The organism is Pseudomonas sp. W2Aug9 (assembly GCF_023127755.1).
Taxonomy (GTDB): Bacteria; Pseudomonadota; Gammaproteobacteria; order Pseudomonadales; family Pseudomonadaceae; genus Aquipseudomonas; species Aquipseudomonas synxantha_A.
Genome location: NZ_SPKL01000006.1, coordinates 196,016 through 213,624, shown reverse-complemented (window position 1 = coordinate 213,624; position 17,609 = coordinate 196,016). Strand labels below are relative to the sequence as shown.

Below are 17,609 nucleotides of genomic sequence, written 5' to 3'. Positions count from 1 at the left end.
CATGTTTTAAGAGAACTTCATTGCGCTGATGGTGACTATCGATGCCAGCGATGGTCCCGCTTACGGGGCCATCACCGTGACCGTCATGGCATCTGCGGCAGTTCGTTGGGGCGCAGGTCAAACACCAGCACTTCGGCGTCCTCGCCATGGCTCAGGCGGATCTGGCGCTCGTCGCGCACTCGCACACCGTCGCCTTCCTGCAAGCGCTGGCCATTGAGTTCAACGCTGCCGCGTGCCACATGGACGTAGGCGTAGCGATCCGGTGCCAGCTCCAGGCGGGTGCTTTCGTCAGCGTCGAACAGCCCGGCATACACCCGTGCGTCCTGGCGCACTTTCAGCGAACCGTTGGCGCCGTCCGGCGAGATGATCAACTGCAAGCGCCCACGTTTTTGCGCTTCACTGAAGTGCTCCTGCTGATAGCGTGGCTTGGCGCCGGCTTCGTTGGGCACGATCCAGATTTGCAGGAAATGCACACCAAGGCGCTGGCTGTGGTTGAACTCGCTGTGGGCCACGCCGCTGCCGGCGCTCATCAGTTGCACATCGCCGGGGCGAATCACCGAACCGGTGCCCAGGGTGTCCTTGTGTTCCAGTGCGCCTTCAAGCACATAGGAGAAGATCTCCATGTCGCGGTGGGGGTGCTGGCCGAAGCCTTTACCCGCGGCGACACGGTCATCATTGATCACCAGCAGGTCGGAAAATCCCTGCTCCTTGGGGTTCCAGTAGTTGGCGAAAGAGAAGGTGTGGAACGACTTCAACCAACCGTGATTGGCGGCGCCGCGTTCGGAAGCTTTGCGAAGGGTCAGCATGGTCCAGTCCTCAAGTGAGCGCAGGCTGCGAGATGCAGGGCGCTTGCGTTGAGAAGAAGGTTAATGGTTAACAAAAGATTGATTAAGAAGGTGGAAATAGAATTACTGTCAACTTCAGGTTGACAGTAAAAGTCGTGCCATAATGCCCGTCGCACTCCTTCTCGATGGACATTTCCCGCTTATGAAAACCGTGGCCATGGCGCTGTTCCCGGACTTCCTGCTGCTCGACATGGCCGGGCCGCTTGAAGTGTTTTCGATTGCCAACCGCTATCTGCCGGCGGCCGATCACTACCAGATCCTGACCATTGGCACGGAGCCTGGTCCGTTGCGGGCATCCAATGGTGTGGTGGTCCAGACCGATCTACTGTTGGAACAGGCCCAGGCGGCTTATGACCTGCTGCTGGTGCCGGGTGGCCCAGGTGCCTATAACGAGTGCCATCCCGCGTTGCTGCCTTGGCTGAAGGCCGCCGCGCCGCGTGCCCGGCGCTTCGGCTCGATCTGCACCGGGGCCTTTGTGCTCGGACATGCAGGTTTGCTCGACGCGCACCGCGTGACCACCCACTGGCACTACACCGAGCGCTTGATCAAGGCTTTTCCCAAGGCCATCGTCGAGACCGACCGCATCTACTTGCAGGACGGGCGCCTGATTACCTCCGGCGGCGTCACTGCGGGTATCGACCTGGCCCTGTCGGTGGTTGCCCAGGACCATGGCAAGCAAGTGGCGGTGGATGTGGCCAAAGTCTTGCTGGTGGTGATGAAGCGCCAGGGTGGCCAGGCCCAGTTCAGCCCCATGACGGCTGCGGTAGCGCCCCAGGAAACCGCGATCACCCGCGTGCAGAACCACGTGCTGGCGCATCTTGATCAGCCGTTTACCATCGAGTCCATGGCCGAACTGGCCGGCATGAGTGCACGCCATTTTGCGCGACTGTTCGCCAAGGACGTGCAGATGACGCCCATGGCGTTCTTGCAGGGCGCGCGCATCGACCGTGCCCGGCAACTGCTGGAAACCACCGACCTGCCGCTCAAGACCGTGGCGTTCCACGCAGGCTTTGGCAGCGTGCGGCATATGCGCTTTCTGTTCAGTGAAAAACTGGGCCTGAACCCGACCCAATACCGACAACAGTTCAGTTAACGACACAATGTCCGTCTGAGGCACTCGATTGTCCGTATCGCTCCCCGTGCCAGCATTGTCCTGTCATCGGTAGCTGGCAAGATAGGGCCGAGCCCATGGAAAAGGATGCGCAGGCACTCAAGCACGGGTGTTTCAGCGCAGTTACGGACATGCAAGATTCTGCGACGCTGAGCTTCGGCCCCTACACCTTTCATCGGCAACAGCGCCTGGTCAGCAAGTCTGGCTGGCCGGTGCCGTTGGGCGGGCGTGCGTTGGATATTCTTACGGTACTGCTGGAAGCGCCGGGGCAGTTCATCAGCAAGGCCACCTTGATCGAACGGGTCTGGCCCAACAGCGTCGTCGAAGACAATAACCTGCGCGTGCATATTGCCGCGTTGCGCCGGGCGCTGGACGGACGACGCCTGATCCTCAATCACCCCCAGCGTGGTTATTGCTTCATTGGCCCCGTGCAAGCCACTGTGCCGACGCTGCCGGCCGCGCATAACCTGGCTGCCCGGCTCAGCCCGGTGTTCGGTCGCGAAGAGCTGGTGAGCCTGCTGGCGCGGCGCTTGTCCGGGCAACGCTTGCTGACCCTCATCGGTGTGGCCGGCGTCGGCAAAAGTACGCTGGCCCTGGTCCTGGCCGAACGCGTGTTGTCGCGCTATCGCGACGGGGTGTGGTGGCTCGACCTGACCCAGATGCAAACCCTTGGCGAACTGCTTGCCAGCGTTGCCACGGTCATGCAGTTCAAGCCCACTGACAGCCTCGATGAGGTGTCTCGCCAGTTGGCCTCGCGCCAACTGCTACTGGTGCTCGACGGTGCCGACCTGTTGCTCGGCGCCTGTCGAAAGCTGGTGCGCACACTGCGCGAAAGAGCGCCCGAGGTGAGTATCCTGATCAGCAGCCGCGAACCCTTGCTGGCGCCCGGCGAGTGGGTGTTGCGTGTACCTGCGCTGGCACTGCCTTCACTGTCGGTGTGCCGCAGTATCGAGCAGGCCATGGCGTGGCCCGCAGTGCAGCTGTTTGTCGCCCGCGCCCGCGCCAGCCAGCAGGATTTTGTATTGCGGCCGCAGGACCTGGCGCCGTTGCGCGATATTTGTCGACGCTTGGACGGTATCCCATTGGCCCTCGAACTGGCGGCCGCCCAGGTCGATGCGCTGGGCATCGGCGCAGTGCAGCAGCAGTTGCGCAGCGGCCTGCAGGGGCTGACGCGCGGTCGCCGCACAGCGGTAGAGCACCATCGCTCAATCACCGCTGCCCTGGATTGGAGCTACGAGCGTCTGAGCCTGCCGCAGTGCTGGCTGTTCTTGCAGTTGGGCTTGTTCAAGATGGCGGTGAGCTTGCCCACGTTGAGTGAGATGGTACGCGGTACCGAGCTTGAGCACGCCGACCTGTCCTATCTGTTGGCGCGTCTGGTCAATACCTCGCTGCTGGTCATCGAGCCTGGGCTTGGCCCGCGGCGCTACCGGTTGCTCAACTGCGTGCGCAGCTATGCTTTGGCACAATTGCGTGATCCGGACCAGGTGCAGCGGTTGCAGCAAGGTTATGGAGACTGCCTGGATGTGTGTTCAGGCCGGCCGTTTGTCTTGCAACTGGTCGAGCAGGCCGCGCACGCGCATTAAGTCCTGGGTGGCGAAGCCTTCGGTAAATTGCGCGTGGATCGGGCTCAGCAGGTTCCTGGCAGCCAGGCTGCGCCCTTGCTGTTGCCACAGTTGCGCCAGGGAGTGCGCACATCGCAGCTCCCAGGCGAGCGCGCCTTGCTGGCGCGCCAGGCCAAGGGCCTGGAGCAAGAGGGCTTCAGCGACGCGCATATCACCTTGACGCGCCAACTGTTCGGCGCGCACCCGCAGAATTTCCGCGGCGCACCAGCCGGCAGCGCCACTGTGTGCCCTTTCGATGGCGGCCGCGTCGGCTTCACGGGAGCCGAGTGTGATCAAGGTATCCTCGATCAGTCCCAGACCCTGCAAATGGTTGTCACCCAGGATGCCGGCGTAATGCCCGGCCCAGGTCTGGAACAGTTGCACTGAATGCTTGTGGGATTGCTCCAGCAGCAGCGTTTGCAACGCGTGTGCGTCGTCTTCGGCGCCGTTGTAGCGGGCGATTACCACGCTGGCCAACGCCAGGGTGTAGCAAATCGATGTGCCGTGATTGATCTGCAGCGCCAGCTCCAGCGCCTGGCTGGCGGTGCGCCAGGCGCGCTCGGGAAAGCCTTGTAGCCACAGAATTCTCGCCAAGATGGTCAGGGACGCGACGTTTTGGTCGTACTGCACGCCCACGCCATGGGCGAAGCGGTTCACGTGGCCACTGTGGGTCATGCGCTGCAGCACCTGCTCGGCATGGTGACGAGCAAGCGGCTGATTGCCCATGTAGTGCTGGCCCAGCGCGCGCAAGCGTTGGACGCTGAGGCCCAGCAGCGGTTCGGTGCGCGGGTCGAGGCGCTCGAACTGTACGCTTTGCTCCAGCGCCTCGGCATAGCGTCCGGCACACAGGTTCACGGCCATATGGCCTGAGACCGCACGCAACTGGCCGGCCAGGTCCTGATTCATTTCGGCCAGACGTGCGGCACCCACGAAGGCTGCGACGGTCTGGGGCGCGGGGCCCAAGGCATGGTACGAAAGACTGCCCAAAGCCAACTGCAATTGCAGGGTCAATTGGGTGCAAGGGGCCTTGACCTGATCAATCAGCGCCAGCGCCTTGTGCACATAACCGCCGTGCTCGCGCAGTAACGACAGCTCCTGCCACAGCGGCATCGCACTGACCGTCAGGCGAATGGCCAACAGGTGCTCGTTTTCCTCGGTAAAGCTCCAGTCGAGTGCGGCGCGCACGTCCTCGCGCAGCGGTGCGTAACGGTCGAGCCAGGGCTGCGTGGCGATCAGTTCCCAGTCGCCTTGCGCCTGTTCCATCAGCGCCAGGCACCTGGCGGCGTGGCGTTCGCGAGTGGCGTGCAGCTCGCCGGCCTGGCTGAGCTTTTCCAGGGCATAGGTGCGGGTAATATCCAGCAGGCGATAAACCATCTCGTCATCGCTGGCTTCCACGTTCAACAGCGACTTGGCCACCAGTTGCGTGATGGAGCCCAGCACCTGGGAAGGGGCAATGTTTTCCCCGGCGATCACCGCCGCCGCGCTGACCAGGCTGAAACCACCGCGAAACACCGCGAGCCGGCGCAGGCAGATTTTTTCGCATTCGGTGAGCAGGTCAAAACTCCAGTCGAGCGTAGCTCGCAGGGTTTGCTGGCGGGGCAGGGCACTGCGTCGCCCGCGGGTCAGCAGACGGAAGTTGTCCTCCATCTGCACCAGCAGCCCCTGCAAGCCAAAGCGTTCGATCTGCGCGGCGACCAGTTCGATCGCCAGGGGAATGCCGTCCAGGCGCTGACAAATATCGATTGCCAACGGCAGTTCGGCTTCGCTGAGGGCAAAGCTGTCCTGATGAGACATCGCCCGCTCGATCAGCAACTGCATGGCCGGGTAACCCAGGGCCTGGGCACGGTTGCCGGTGGCGGGCGGGCAGGCCAGCGGTTCGAGGCGTTGTACATGTTCACCCTCGGCGCGCAGGGCTTCGCGGCTGGTGCTGAGAATGTGCAGGTGCGGCGCATGGCGCAACAGGGTTTCGCTGATCAGGGCAATGTCGTCGAGCAGGTGTTCGCAATTATCGATCACCAGCAGCATCTGGCGCGCCTGCAGGCTGCGGGCGAAGCTGACCAGTGGCGCATTTTCGCCGGGAGTGAGGCCGAGCAGGGCGGCGAGATTGGGCAGGATCATCGATGCGGCGCTCAGCGGCGCCAGGTCCAGCAGATGAATCCCATCGCGGTAATGCCCGATCAGCAATTCGGCGACACGCAGGGCCACGGTGGTCTTGCCGATGCCACCGGCGCCGGTCAGGGTGATGAAGCGTTGCTGCGGCAGTTGCTGCACCAGCGCGTCGATCAGGGCCTGGCGGCCGATCATTCGCGTGCGTCGCAGCGGCAGGTTATGGCGCGGGCGCTGGGGGGCGCCGTCAGTGGGTAGCGTCATCGGTTCGATGCTCAGTGGCGCAACAAAGCTGTAGCCGCGCTGGGCGACTGTGACGATATAGCGCTGCCCGGCCTGGCCGTCACCCAGCGCCTTGCGCAACGCCGCCATGTGTACCCGCAGGTTGCCGTCTTCCACCACGCTTGTGGGCCAGACCCGCGCGATCAGCTCCTGCTTGCTCACCACATTGCCGGCTTGCTCCAGCAGGATCAGCAGGATATCCACCGCCCGCCGCCCCAGGCGCAACGGGCGACCAGCCTCCAGCACCAGGCGCTGGCGCGGGTGGATGCAGTAGGGGCCGAAGTGCACGGCCTGGTCGCTCAGGTCTGTCATGGTTGCCCAGGTTATGGAGTAGGGGTTGGGCCAGCATATTCCAGCTGCGTCACGACCACTAGGCGGCGATCACGTCAGGTTTGGGACGCGAGTGGTGATTTCGCCAGGTCATCGGGTTCACACCTTCGCTGCGCGTGAACATATGGCAGAAGTGCGCCTGGTCGCAGAATCCGCATTCCAGGCTGATTTGCGTGAGGCTCAAGGACGAACCGGTGATCAATTCCTTGGCCCGCAGAATCCGCTGCTGGCGAATCCATTCCTGGGGCGACACCCCGGTGGTGCATTTGAAGGCGCGGGAGAAATGGCTGCGCGACAAGGCGCAGGCCTGGGCCAGGTCGGCGATGGCCAGGCTTTCGCCGAGATTGGCGAGGATCAATTGCTTGGCGATGCGCTCGCGCCGGGGGCACAGGCCACCGGTGGCGGACAAACGAGGGGCATATTGCTCAAGTCGGGCCATGACAAATATCCGCAGTCGATGGGAGCGTTCCCGTGAATGGATGCAGTGTAGACGCGGCTTATCTTGTTGCCGGGCCGCCTGGCTGACGAGTTAATCGTTGTTAATTTCGCCAGGTGCCGTCGCATAAAAGACAGCACGGCTATGCAATCGCAGGCGTGCGGGGCATGCTTTGCTTGCCCTCTGCAAATTGTCTGGATACCGCCATGAACCGCAACGACCTGCGTCGCGTCGATATGAACCTGCTGGTGATTTTCGAGGCCCTGATGTTCGAAAAAAACCTGACCCGGGTTGCCGAGAAGCTCTTCATGGGCCAACCGGCGGTCAGCGCGGCGCTGGGCCGTCTGCGCGATTTGTTCGACGACCCGTTGTTGCTGCGCAACGGTCGCGGCATGGAGCCCACGCCACGTGCGGTGGCAATACTCAAGGAGCTGCAACCGGCCATGGACACCATCTCCGGCGCCGTCAGCCGCGCCAAGGATTTCGACCCTTCCACCAGTTGCGCGGTGTTTCGCATTGGCCTGTCTGATGACGCCGAGTTCGGGCTGTTTCCCGCGTTGCTCAGCCAATTGCGCGAGGAGGCCCCGGGCATCATCGTGGTGGTGCGCCGGGCCAATTACCTGTTGATGTCATCGCTGCTGGCCAGCGGCGAAATTTCGGTCGGGGTGAGCTACACCACCGAACTGCCGGCCAATGCCAAGCGCAAGAAACTGCGGGATATTCCCTGCAAGGTGTTGCGCGGGGATGACGGTGAGGCGCCGCTGAGTCTGGATGACTACTGCGCCAGGCCCCATGCAATGGTGTCGTTTTCAGGGGACTTGAGCGGCAATATCGATTTGGACCTGGCGCGCATCGGTCGCTCGCGGCGGGTGGTGCTGGCGGTGCCGCAGTTCAGCGGGTTGCGCGCGTTGCTGGCGGGTACACAGATCATCGCGACCGTGCCGGACTACGCAGCGTGCGCGTTGACCGAAGGCACCCGCTTGCGGGCCGAGGATCCGCCGTTTGCGATTGATGCGGCGGAGCTGTCGATGGTCTGGAGCGGGGTGCATGACAATGACCCGGCGGAGCGCTGGCTACGCGGGCGGATTGCCGAGCATATGGCGGCGAGCTGACTGCCAAGTGACTGTCGGTGATCTCCTCCCACAGAAACCCAGACAGCACATACATCCAATTCCCAGTACCCCCCGGCCCGGCAAACTCCTCCCATCGCTCAATCCTGCGGGGGAGTCACCCAATCATGGACCCAACACCTAAAACCAGCTCTGACGAAGTCGTCACGCTGGTCGTCAAGCACCGGGTCAAGCCCGGCCGTGAAACCGAGTACGAAGCCTGGCTACGCCGCATCGTGCGTATCGCTGGCGAACGCCCCGGCCACCTGGGCGTCGACGTGGTGCGCAGCCAGCAAAACGGCACGGCCCTGTTCACCTGCGTATTGCGCTATAGCTCCACCGATGCCCTGGAACTGTGGCTCGACTCCCCGCAACGCCAGGCCCTGATCGACGAAGCCGCGCCGATGCTGGCTGACGGCGATCAGACTGAAATCGGCGGCGCCAATGAGTTCTGGTTCGCCCCTCAGGCCGACGGCGCCGCCAAGCCGCCGCGCTGGAAGCAGGCGGTGGTCAGCCTGCTTGTGATCCTGCCGCAAACCTTGCTGCTGCCCTTTATCTGGGGGCCGATCCTGCGGCTGCATCCGTTTTTGTCCAACTACGTGGTCTCGACCTTTTTGGTCACCCTCACCATCGTGCTGTTGGTGGTGTACCTGCTGATGCCGGCAGCCACCCGCTTGTTCGCTCCCTGGCTTGAAGCCTCTGTAAAGGAAACCCTATGAACGCCGATCTGATTCTGTTCAATGGCCAGTTCCACACCGTGGACCGGGAAAACCCACGCGCCAGCGCCGTCGCCATTCGCGACGGGCGCTTCGTCGCTGTCGGCACTGACGGCGAGGCCATGGCCCTGCGCGGCAACGGCACCCAGGTGATCGACCTCAAGGGCCGCACCGTCATCCCCGGCCTCAACGACTCGCACCTGCACCTGATCCGTGGCGGGCTGAACTACAACCTCGAACTGCGCTGGGAGGGCGTGCCGTCCCTGGCCGATGCCTTGCGCATGCTCAAGGACCAGGCCGATCGTACGCCGACACCGCAATGGGTACGCGTGGTCGGCGGCTGGAACGAATTCCAGTTCGCCGAAAAACGTATGCCCACCCTGGAAGAACTCAACCAGGCCGCGCCGGATACCCCGGTGTTCGTGCTGCACCTGTACGACCGCGCCTTGCTCAACCGTGCGGCGCTGCGCGTGGCCGGCTACACCAAGGACACGCCGAACCCACCGGGCGGCGAGATCGTACGTGACAGCAACGGCAACCCCACCGGGATGCTGGTGGCGCGGCCCAACGCGATGATTTTGTATTCGACCTTGGCCAAAGGCCCAAAACTGCCGCTGGAATACCAGGTCAACTCCACCCGCCAATTCATGCGCGAACTCAATCGCCTGGGCCTGACCAGCGCTATAGATGCCGGCGGTGGTTTCCAGAACTACCCGGACGATTACGCGGTGATCGAGCAACTGGCCAAGGACCAGCAGTTGACGGTGCGCATCGCCTACAACCTGTTCACCCAAAAGCCCAAGGAAGAACTCAGCGACTTCAAGAACTGGACCGGCAGCGTCACCCTGCATCAGGGTGACGACTACCTGCGCCACAACGGTGCCGGGGAGATGCTGGTGTTCTCCGCTGCGGACTTCGAAGACTTCCTCGAACCACGTCCGGACCTGCCGCTGACCATGGAACAGGAGCTGGAACCGGTGGTGCGCCACCTGGTGGAACAGCGCTGGCCGTTCCGCCTGCACGCCACTTACGACGAATCCATCTCGCGTATGCTCGACGTGTTCGAGAAGGTCAACCGTGACATTCCGTTCAATGGCCTGCCGTGGTTCTTCGACCATGCCGAAACCATCACCCCGAAAAACATCGAACGGGTGCGCGCCCTCGGCGGTGGTATTGCGATCCAGGATCGCATGGCGTTCCAGGGTGAGTACTTTGTCGAGCGCTATGGCGCCAAGGCCGCCGAAGCCACGCCACCGATCAAACGCATGTTGGCCGAAGGCGTGCCGGTAGGGGCGGGCACCGATGCCACGCGGGTCTCCAGCTATAACCCCTGGACCTCGTTGTACTGGATGGTCAGCGGGCGCACGGTCGGCGGTCTGGAGCTGCACGCCGAGGGCTTGCCGCGCCTTACCGCGCTGGAATTGTTTACCCACGGCAGCGCCTGGTTCTCGTCCGAGCAGGGCAAGAAAGGCCAGATCAAGGTCGGTCAGTTGGCCGATGTCGCAGCGCTGTCGGCGGACTTTTTCAGTGTCGATGAAGAGGCCATCAAGTGGATCGAGTCGGTACTCACCGTGGTCGGCGGCAAGGTCGTCTACGGCACTGGCGACTTCGAAGATTACGCACCGCCGCGCGTGCCGGTGCTGCCGGACTGGTCGCCGGTGGCCAAGGTGCCGGGGCACTGGCGCCCGACTTCGCCGATGCAGGCGCAGGTACATCAGTGCAGCGGCCCGTGCGGCGTACACGCCCACAGCCATGAAAAAGCCCGTCTTTCCAGCGTGCCGGTCAGCGACTTCCAGGGCTTCTGGGGTGCGTTTGGCTGCTCATGCTTTGCCTTTTAATCCAGAAACCCAAGGAGTTACCCCATGACTTACAAGCGCTTGAACAAAGATGACGCCGTTGTCCTGCTGGTCGATCACCAGACCGGTCTGATCTCCCTGGTGCAGGATTTTTCCCCCAACGAATTCAAGAACAACGTGCTGGCCCTGGCCGATGTAGCCAAGTTCTTCAACCTGCCGACCATCCTGACCACTAGCTTTGAAAGCGGCCCCAACGGCCCACTGGTTCCGGAACTCAAGGCACTGTTCCCGGACGCGCCGTACATCGCTCGCCCTGGCCAGATCAACGCCTGGGACAACGAAGAGTTCGTCAAGGCCGTCAAGGCCACCGGCCGCAAGCAGATCATCATTGCTGGTGTGGTGACGGATGTGTGCGTTGCCTTCCCGACCCTGTGCGCCCTGGCCGAAGGCTTCGAAGTGTTTGTGGTCACTGACGCCTCCGGCACCTTCAACGAGACCGTGCAACAAGCTGCCTGGGCACGTATGACCGCCGCCGGTGCGCAACTGGTGAACTGGTTCTCGGTGGCCTGCGAGCTGCAAGTGGACTGGCGCAACGACATGGAAGGCCTGGCCAACCTGCTGTCGCCGCGCATCCCCAACTACCGCAATCTGATGAACAGCTACTCGGCGTTTACTGCCAAATAACCGGTTCTCGAAACTTGTAGGTAATCCCTGTGGGAGGGGGCTTGCTCCCGATAGCGGTGAGTCAGATATGGATTAATTGACTGACCCACCGCTATCGGGAGCAAGCCCCCTCCCACATCAGGTTTGTGGTGTGCCTCTTAACCCGCTATAAAACAGCCCATCGTCCACCGAGTAGCGACAATGAACCCCTTCGAAGACATGCGCCTGTTCTGTCAGGTCATGGAGTCCGGCAGTTTCACCGCCGCCGCCGAGCAACTGGGCCTGTCCAAGCAATTTGTCAGCCGCCGCCTGATCCAGCTGGAAGAACGCCTGGGCGTGCGCCTGCTCAATCGCTCCACGCGGCGCCTGGATGTCACGCCACTGGGCCAGAGTTACTACGAATCCGCCTTGCGCCTGCTCAGTGATGTCGAGCAGGTGGAGCAGGGCATTGCCGGGCAGAACAGCGAACCGCGCGGCACGATTCGCCTCAGTGCGCCGCTTTCGTTTGCCATGGCGCACTTGGGTTGCCTGCTGCCGCTGTTCCTGCAGCGCTATCCCGACGTGTCGGTGGAGGTTGATCTCAGCGACCGCCCGGTAGACCTGATCGGCGAAGGCTACGACTTGGTGCTGCGGATCGGCACCCTGGAAGATTCCACCTTGATCGCCCGCCGTATCGCCAGCATCCCGAGGGTGTATTGCGCCAGCCCCGATTACCTGGCTTTGCGCGGCACGCCGCAAAAACCTGACGATCTTGCCGACCACGACTGCCTGCCCTACGGTCACGGCCGCCAGGTGCAATGGCGTTTCAAGGGCAAGCTGCAAGCGCTGAATGTGAGCGGGCGCATGCGGGTCAACAACGGCGATTTGCTGCGTGACACCGCCATTGCCGGGCTGGGGGTTACCTACCTGCCGACGTTCATAGTCGGCGAGGCATTGAAGGACGGTCGCCTGGTCAGCGTATTGGACGAGTTCGCGCCCGAAGCCCTGACGTTGTCGGCGGTGTACCCCCAGCACCGGCAGAGTTCACGGCCGGTACAGGCGTTGGTCGAGTTCCTGCGTGAACGCCTGGCTGGCGGTTGCTGATACGTGTGGGAGCAGGCAAGCCAGCTCCTGTAATTTGAATAGCGTCAGGCGTTTGCAACGTTGGTTAATTCAAGGCCCGCCACATACCGCTCCAGATTCGCCAGGAACGTATCCGCAATCTCCTCCTTGCTGTTGGTAGAGATCGCCGACGTATGCGGCGACAACCGCACCCTGGGATGGGTATACAGCGGATGCCCGTCCGGCAACGGCTCCGGCTCGGTCACGTCGAGCGATGCCAGCCCGATCTGCCCGTTATCCAGCGCCTCCAGCAGCGCCTCCTGATCCAGCAAGCCACCGCGTGCGATGTTGATCAGGTGCAGCCCCGGCTTGGCGCTGCCCAGTACGTCACGGTTGATAACGTGCCGCGTTGCCTCGGTCAGTGGTGCCGCCACCACCAGGTGGTCGGCGCGGGCGAACAGGTCGTGGATGTCAGTGGCGGCCTCCACGCCGGCGCTGAACGGAGCCTGGCTCTGACGCAGCGCGATCACTTTGAGGCCAAGGCCCAGGGCTTTTTGCGCCAGGCTTTCGCCAATCGCCCCAAAGCCCAAGATACCCAGGGTGGTACCTTTGAGCGGGCGCAGGGCGGTGAAATTCCACTGCGAGTCTTTCACCCAGATGTCCGGCAGGTGTTTGGCGGCGGCAAAGATTGCTGCCAGGGCGAATTCGGCCAGGTTGTCGGCCGCGCTGCCCTTGGACGTGCTCACAGGCGGGCCGTTGAACAGCCACTGCGGGTAGAAGTCGATGCCCGATGACACCAGGTGCACCCATTGCGCGCCGTAGGGCCAGCCCGGTGGGGGCGTGTCGGGGGCGATATAGCCGCGCACATTGATCGGGCGCAACAGCAGGATATTGGCCTGGGGTGGCAGGTCGTTCGGCGCACCCACCGGCACACCGATCACCTGAGCTTGGGGGTGCAGCGGCGCCAGTCGTTCGCGAATGACCTGGTTGAAGTCTTCGTCCAACTGGCTGGCAATTATCACGTGGCTCATGGGCGCTCCTTCTGGTGTTGGGTAAACACGGCTCTGCCGACACCTTGCAGCACGGCGTCGTTTTGTGGGGTATGCACGCGGCTGCACAGCACATCGCGGTAATGCCGTTGCAGTGGGCTATGGCGTGACAAGCCTGGGTTGCCCGAGGCTTCGATGGCCAGCTCGACGGCGCGGATCGCGTTACCGGTCACCAGGTATTTCAATTGTGCGGCGTTGGCGGTCGGCGTGTGGCCTTGAGCGGCAGCCTCAAGCAGGCTGCGATTGGCGAACAGCAAGGTGTCGATATGGCCGACGGTTTCCTGAAAGCGCGGCAAAGTGGACAGCGCAGCACCCAGGTTGGATGGCTTGCGCTCTTGCAGCCAATTCACCAACCAGTCCCGCGCCGCCTGGGCCACCGCGTCGTAAACCGACGACAGCAGCACCGACATCCACAGCAAGCCTTCGCCATCCAGCTCCGGCTGCGGCGCGCTAAAGGGGCTGACGCTGACGGCGTGGTCCAGTGGCACCAGTACGTTGTCGAGCACCACCTCGTGGCTGCAAGTGGCGCGCATACCCAGGTGATCCCAGGTGTCGATGATGCTCACGCCGGGGCTGTCCTTGGCCACCAGCCAGGCGCCCACCAGCGGGTCTGCGTCGTCGCTGCGCGCCCATACGCTGAACCAGCTCAAACCATGGCTGCCGGTGGAGTAGAGTTTGCGCCCGCTGATACGCCAGCCGTCAACGGTGCGCACGGCGGTGGTGGCGGGCAAACCGCCCCGGGCCGGTGTGCCCAGGTCCGGCTCGACGCGCAGGGCATTGATCAGCGCACCGTTGCGCACCGCGTCCTCGGCGACGCGTACGCGCAGGTGCCGGGGCCAGGTTTTGCTGTCTTGCAGGCGGGCGTGTTGCAGGTACTGCATCACCAGGATCAGCGCGGTGGATGGCTCGCCCTTGGCGACGGCGCTGATGGCCTTGCGCGCCTGTGCCAGGCTGGCACCGCCGCCGCCGAGGGCGCTGGGGACGGTGAGGGCGACCAGGCCGTGTTGGTGCAACAGGTTGAAGTTGGCGTGGGGGAAGGCGCCGCTTTCGTCATAGACATGAGCGGTCCCGGCCAGTTCGGCGCTGAGGCGGGTGAGCGTGGTGTCGAAATCGACGACGTCTACAGCGCGTAGAGACGAGTGAGTCATCAGCATGTACTCGGTCAAGTGTGGGAGGGTGTCTAGCCTTGAGCGGGGCTCGCACTGCATCCCTCTTTAGCGCGAGGCCTGGTCGAGGGTGGCACGCTTGGCGTTAAAGCTTGGGTCGAAGCCTTGGGAGACATCGATGCGATTGGGCAGCAGTCCCTCTTTTACATACGTGTCGGCGGTGGCTTGCAGGCCGCTGATCACCGCGTCGTCAATCGCGACCGGCGACAGGTGAGTGTCCTTGGCCACTTCGATATGCACGGCCAGCGGCAAGCCGGTGATCCTGGCCTGGGCGGCGGCATACTCATCGGGGTGCGCGTTGGCCCAAGCGTAGGCGCGGTCAACCCGTGCGACAAAGTCGTCCAGTTGCGCGCGCTTGTCGGCAATGGCCTGGCCGGTCGCAGCGAAGTACAGGTGATTGCTCAGCAGGTGTTTACCGCTGACCAGCACGCGAGCGTTGCTCTGTGAGGTGACCACGGTGGTGTACGGGTCCCAGGTGGCCCAGGCGTCTGCAGTGCCGTTGTCCAGCACCAGCCGCGATTCGGCAGGCAGCAGGAATATGAACTGCACATCCTGAGTGCTCAGGCCCGCATCGTTCAGGGCCCTGATCGCCAGGTAATGCCCGATGGAGCCGCGCCCGGTGACGATTTTTTTGCCTTTGAGATCGGACGCGGTCTTGATCGGCGAGTCCTTGGGCACCAGCAGTGCGGTGGTGTTACGCCCTTGTGCATGGATGATGCTGATCACTTTGAGCGATGCGCCGGCGCCCAGGGCGAACACATAAGGAGCGTCACCGAGGGCGCCGACATCAACGGCGCCGGCATTCAGCGCTTCGCCCAAGGGCGAGGCCGAGGGGAATTCCGACCACTTGATTTCGTAGGGCACGTTGCGGGTTTCGCCAGAGGCTTGCAGCAGCGCCTTGATCGTGGATTTCTGGTTGGCCACGCGCAGCGGTTGCAGGTCGGCAGCCTGTACGCTGGACAGCAGGCCGAGGGCCAGGGCGGCGCCCAGTAGCAGGTGTTTGAAAGGGATGGCGTACAGCATGGGACACACTCCAGGCGTTGGATAAGGGGGATACCTCCACCTGGAGAAGGGGTCGGATAGGCGAAAACGATGCAGCAGCAGGTCAGATCACGTAGAAACCATGGGTGCCGTCGCGGGCCAGTTGCTCGACCAGGCCGAACTCCCAATCCAGGTAAGCCTGCATGGCTTCCCGTGGGTTGTCGGTGCCTTCGTAGGGGCGACGGTAGCGGTCGATACGCGGTGAGGCGAGGTGGGTTTCGCCTTCCTCCAGGGGCAGTTGCGCGGCGATCCAGGCGGCAGTGCCGTCCTGCAACACGAACACCTGCTGGCCGGTCAGCGCTTGCACCTCGGCCACCGCCAGGCGTGCCAATTGGCTGCTGCCGCAGGTCAATACGTAGCGCTGGGCACGCGGCACCTTGGCCAGGGCCTGGGGCAGTTGCGCACGCAGCACCCACCAGGCACCGGGGATATGGCGTTTGACGTAATTGGCGCTCGCGGTGAAGTCCAGCACCACGGTGTCACCATGGCCCAGCCAGTCGGCGAGGGTGTGCGGGCTGATCAGTTCGGCCTGGGGTGGCGCAGGCACTGGCGCGACCCACCCGCCGCGTTCGCTGAAGTGCTCGGCTTGCAGATCATCCAGCACGTGCACTTGCCAACCCAACTGAGCCAGCCAGGAGGCGGACATATTGGCACGCACGCCGTCATCATCGACCAGCACCAGGCGCGCACCGCGGACGCTGGCGACATGATCGGTCTCCTGCACCAGTTGCCCGCCGGGTGTGGCGCGTGCCCCGGGCAGGTGCCCGGCTTCGAATTCTTCCGGGGTGCGCACATCGAACAGGTAGGTGGTGCGCGTCGTGTCCTGCTGCCAGTGGTGTAGATCGCCAAGGGTGGCGCGGCCGACACGGGCCTTGTCGGCAACGCGGCGTGCAGCCTCGGCGGCGGGTTGGCGATGTTCCTCTGGCGTTGGCGCGAAGCGGCGGGCTTGGCTGTGGGCAAGTGTTTGCCCGGCCAGGGTCCAGCCGATGGTGCCGTTGCGTAGCGCCGCGACCGGGTTGGGAAGGCCGGCATTGATCAACGACTGGGTACCGATAATGCTGCGGGTGCGCCCGGCGCAGTTGACGATAATGCGCGTGGCCGGGTCTGGCGCCAGTTCGCGGGCGCGCAAGACCAGCTCGGCACCCGGCACGCTGATACCGGTTGGAATACTCATGGTCTGGTATTCGTCGAAACGGCGGGCATCGAGCACCACCACATCGGCCTGGCTGTCGAGCAGGGCCTGGACTTCTTCGGCGGCCAGGGATGGCGTGTGGCGCTGGCTTTCCACCAGCTCGCCAAAGGCTTTGCTCGGCACGTTGACGTCGATAAACAGCTCGCCACCCGCGCGGCGCCACCCGTCCAGTCCCCCCTCAAGCAGGCTGACCTGGGTGTAGCCCAGCTCAAGTAGACGTTCGGCAGCGCGGCTGGCCAGCCCTTCACCGTTGTCATACAGGGTGACCTGGGTATCGCGGCGTGGAATGCGTGCGTACACCTCCAGTTCCAGCTTGGACAGCGGGATATTGGCGGCGAACAACGGGTGGGACTCGGCAAACGGCGCTTCTTCACGCACGTCGATCAACGCCAGCTCCTCACGGTCCAACAGGGCCTGACGAATCTGGGCAAAGCTGCGGGTCGATACGGTGGTCATAGGGCAGGGCTCTTTTCTTTGGACAGGTCCCAGATGTTCGGGAGCGTGGCGTTGGAATAACCGGAGATAAACAATTTTTCGCTGCCGTCGGGCTGGTACACCGCACGGCGTACCGCACCGATATTAGCGCCGTATACATGGATGCTGATGGATACCTGATCGCGGTGGGCATTGCTGACCTGATGGATATCGCCGATCTTGGGCGATACCGCCTCGACCTGGCCCGGCAGCAGCTGGACGGGTGAGCCTTGCGCCACCAGGCTGCCGTCGGGCGCACGAGCAAAGCCCTGGGAAAACTCAGCGCCCCGCAACATGCCGATCAGCCCCCACACCCGATGGTCATGAATCGGCGTGCTTTGCCCTGGCCCCCACACAAAACTGACCAGGCTGAAACGCTGGCGCGAATCGGCATGCAGCAAAAATTGCTGATAGCGCTCGGGATCGGGCTGGGCGAACTCGTCGGGGAGCCAGTCATCATGGCTGACCAGTTGCGCCAGCAGCTTGCCGCCGCGGTGCAGCAGGTCGCCTTCACGTGGGTTGGCGTCGATCAATTCCGCCAGGGCGCCTATGAAGGCTCTGAGTCTTTCGGGGTGTCGGGCCTGGGGCATGACCATTCCATCGTGCTGTTGTGATGGGTTTATATAAGCATAATGTTTATAGTTAATATGC

Annotated in this window: 15 protein-coding genes; 7 read left to right on the top strand and 8 right to left on the bottom strand. The window is 63.2% G+C overall.

Annotated features, from left to right (window positions below):
• Positions 1–83: 83 nt before the first annotated feature.
• Positions 84–806, bottom strand: a complete 723-nt coding sequence (locus tag E3O56_RS04045) for a pirin family protein (RefSeq protein ID WP_005787654.1) — start codon at positions 804–806, stop codon at positions 84–86.
• Positions 807–987: 181 nt separating this feature from the next.
• Here E3O56_RS04045 and E3O56_RS04040 point away from each other — a divergent pair, with 181 nt between their 5' ends.
• Together E3O56_RS04040 and E3O56_RS04035 are read left to right on the top strand one after the other, a co-directional pair.
• On the top strand, positions 988–1,938 hold the full coding sequence (locus tag E3O56_RS04040) for a GlxA family transcriptional regulator (RefSeq protein ID WP_032876275.1): 951 nt from the start codon (positions 988–990) through the stop codon (positions 1,936–1,938).
• A 95-nt stretch (positions 1,939–2,033) separates the two neighbouring features.
• Positions 2,034–3,539, top strand: a complete 1,506-nt coding sequence (locus E3O56_RS04035; RefSeq protein ID WP_248127901.1) for a winged helix-turn-helix domain-containing protein — start codon at positions 2,034–2,036, stop codon at positions 3,537–3,539.
• On the opposite strand, the gene E3O56_RS04030 is transcribed toward E3O56_RS04035, so the two are convergent.
• Positions 3,486–6,257: a winged helix-turn-helix domain-containing protein gene (locus E3O56_RS04030; RefSeq protein ID WP_103734405.1), complete on the bottom strand. Its 2,772-nt coding sequence runs from the start codon at positions 6,255–6,257 to the stop codon at positions 3,486–3,488. The genes E3O56_RS04035 and E3O56_RS04030 overlap by 54 nt on opposite strands.
• A gap of 58 nt (positions 6,258–6,315) precedes the next feature.
• Positions 6,316–6,714, bottom strand: coding sequence for an AraC family transcriptional regulator (locus tag E3O56_RS04025; RefSeq protein ID WP_103734404.1), 399 nt, complete (start codon positions 6,712–6,714; stop codon positions 6,316–6,318).
• Between the two features lie 203 nt (positions 6,715–6,917).
• Here E3O56_RS04025 and E3O56_RS04020 point away from each other — a divergent pair, with 203 nt between their 5' ends.
• From E3O56_RS04020 to E3O56_RS04000, 5 genes are all read left to right on the top strand, one after another.
• Positions 6,918–7,823, top strand: coding sequence for a LysR family transcriptional regulator (locus E3O56_RS04020; RefSeq protein ID WP_032876265.1), 906 nt, complete (start codon positions 6,918–6,920; stop codon positions 7,821–7,823).
• A 125-nt stretch (positions 7,824–7,948) separates the two neighbouring features.
• Positions 7,949–8,539, top strand: a complete 591-nt coding sequence (locus E3O56_RS04015; protein ID WP_032876263.1) for an antibiotic biosynthesis monooxygenase — start codon at positions 7,949–7,951, stop codon at positions 8,537–8,539.
• Positions 8,536–10,374: an amidohydrolase gene (locus E3O56_RS04010; protein ID WP_103734402.1), complete on the top strand. Its 1,839-nt coding sequence runs from the start codon at positions 8,536–8,538 to the stop codon at positions 10,372–10,374. The genes E3O56_RS04015 and E3O56_RS04010 overlap by 4 nt, the downstream gene beginning before the upstream one ends.
• Positions 10,375–10,398: 24 nt before the next feature.
• Complete coding sequence (ycaC, locus tag E3O56_RS04005; RefSeq protein WP_005787666.1) at positions 10,399–11,016, top strand: isochorismate family cysteine hydrolase YcaC; 618 nt, start codon at positions 10,399–10,401, stop codon at positions 11,014–11,016.
• Between the two features lie 180 nt (positions 11,017–11,196).
• Positions 11,197–12,078, top strand: a complete 882-nt coding sequence (locus E3O56_RS04000; protein WP_005787668.1) for a LysR family transcriptional regulator — start codon at positions 11,197–11,199, stop codon at positions 12,076–12,078.
• 44 nt (positions 12,079–12,122) lie between these two features.
• Here E3O56_RS04000 and E3O56_RS03995 read toward each other — a convergent pair whose 3' ends face one another.
• The 5 genes from E3O56_RS03995 to E3O56_RS03975 form a co-directional block, all read right to left on the bottom strand.
• On the bottom strand, positions 12,123–13,067 hold the full coding sequence (locus tag E3O56_RS03995; protein ID WP_248127900.1) for a D-isomer specific 2-hydroxyacid dehydrogenase family protein: 945 nt from the start codon (positions 13,065–13,067) through the stop codon (positions 12,123–12,125).
• Positions 13,064–14,233 carry an acyl-CoA dehydrogenase family protein gene (locus tag E3O56_RS03990; RefSeq protein WP_248127899.1) on the bottom strand — a complete coding sequence of 390 codons (1,170 nt, stop codon included), beginning with the start codon at positions 14,231–14,233 and terminating at the stop codon, positions 13,064–13,066. The genes E3O56_RS03995 and E3O56_RS03990 overlap by 4 nt, the downstream gene beginning before the upstream one ends.
• A gap of 66 nt (positions 14,234–14,299) precedes the next feature.
• Complete coding sequence (locus tag E3O56_RS03985) at positions 14,300–15,274, bottom strand: ABC transporter substrate-binding protein (RefSeq protein ID WP_248127898.1); 975 nt, start codon at positions 15,272–15,274, stop codon at positions 14,300–14,302.
• A gap of 82 nt (positions 15,275–15,356) precedes the next feature.
• Positions 15,357–16,940: a rhodanese-related sulfurtransferase gene (locus E3O56_RS03980; RefSeq protein ID WP_103734399.1), complete on the bottom strand. Its 1,584-nt coding sequence runs from the start codon at positions 16,938–16,940 to the stop codon at positions 15,357–15,359.
• Positions 16,937–17,548 (bottom strand): cysteine dioxygenase, encoded by a 612-nt coding sequence (locus E3O56_RS03975; RefSeq protein WP_078821119.1) that lies wholly within the window; start codon positions 17,546–17,548, stop codon positions 16,937–16,939. Before E3O56_RS03975 ends, E3O56_RS03980 begins: the two co-directional genes overlap by 4 nt.
• Positions 17,549–17,609 lie beyond the last annotated feature (61 nt).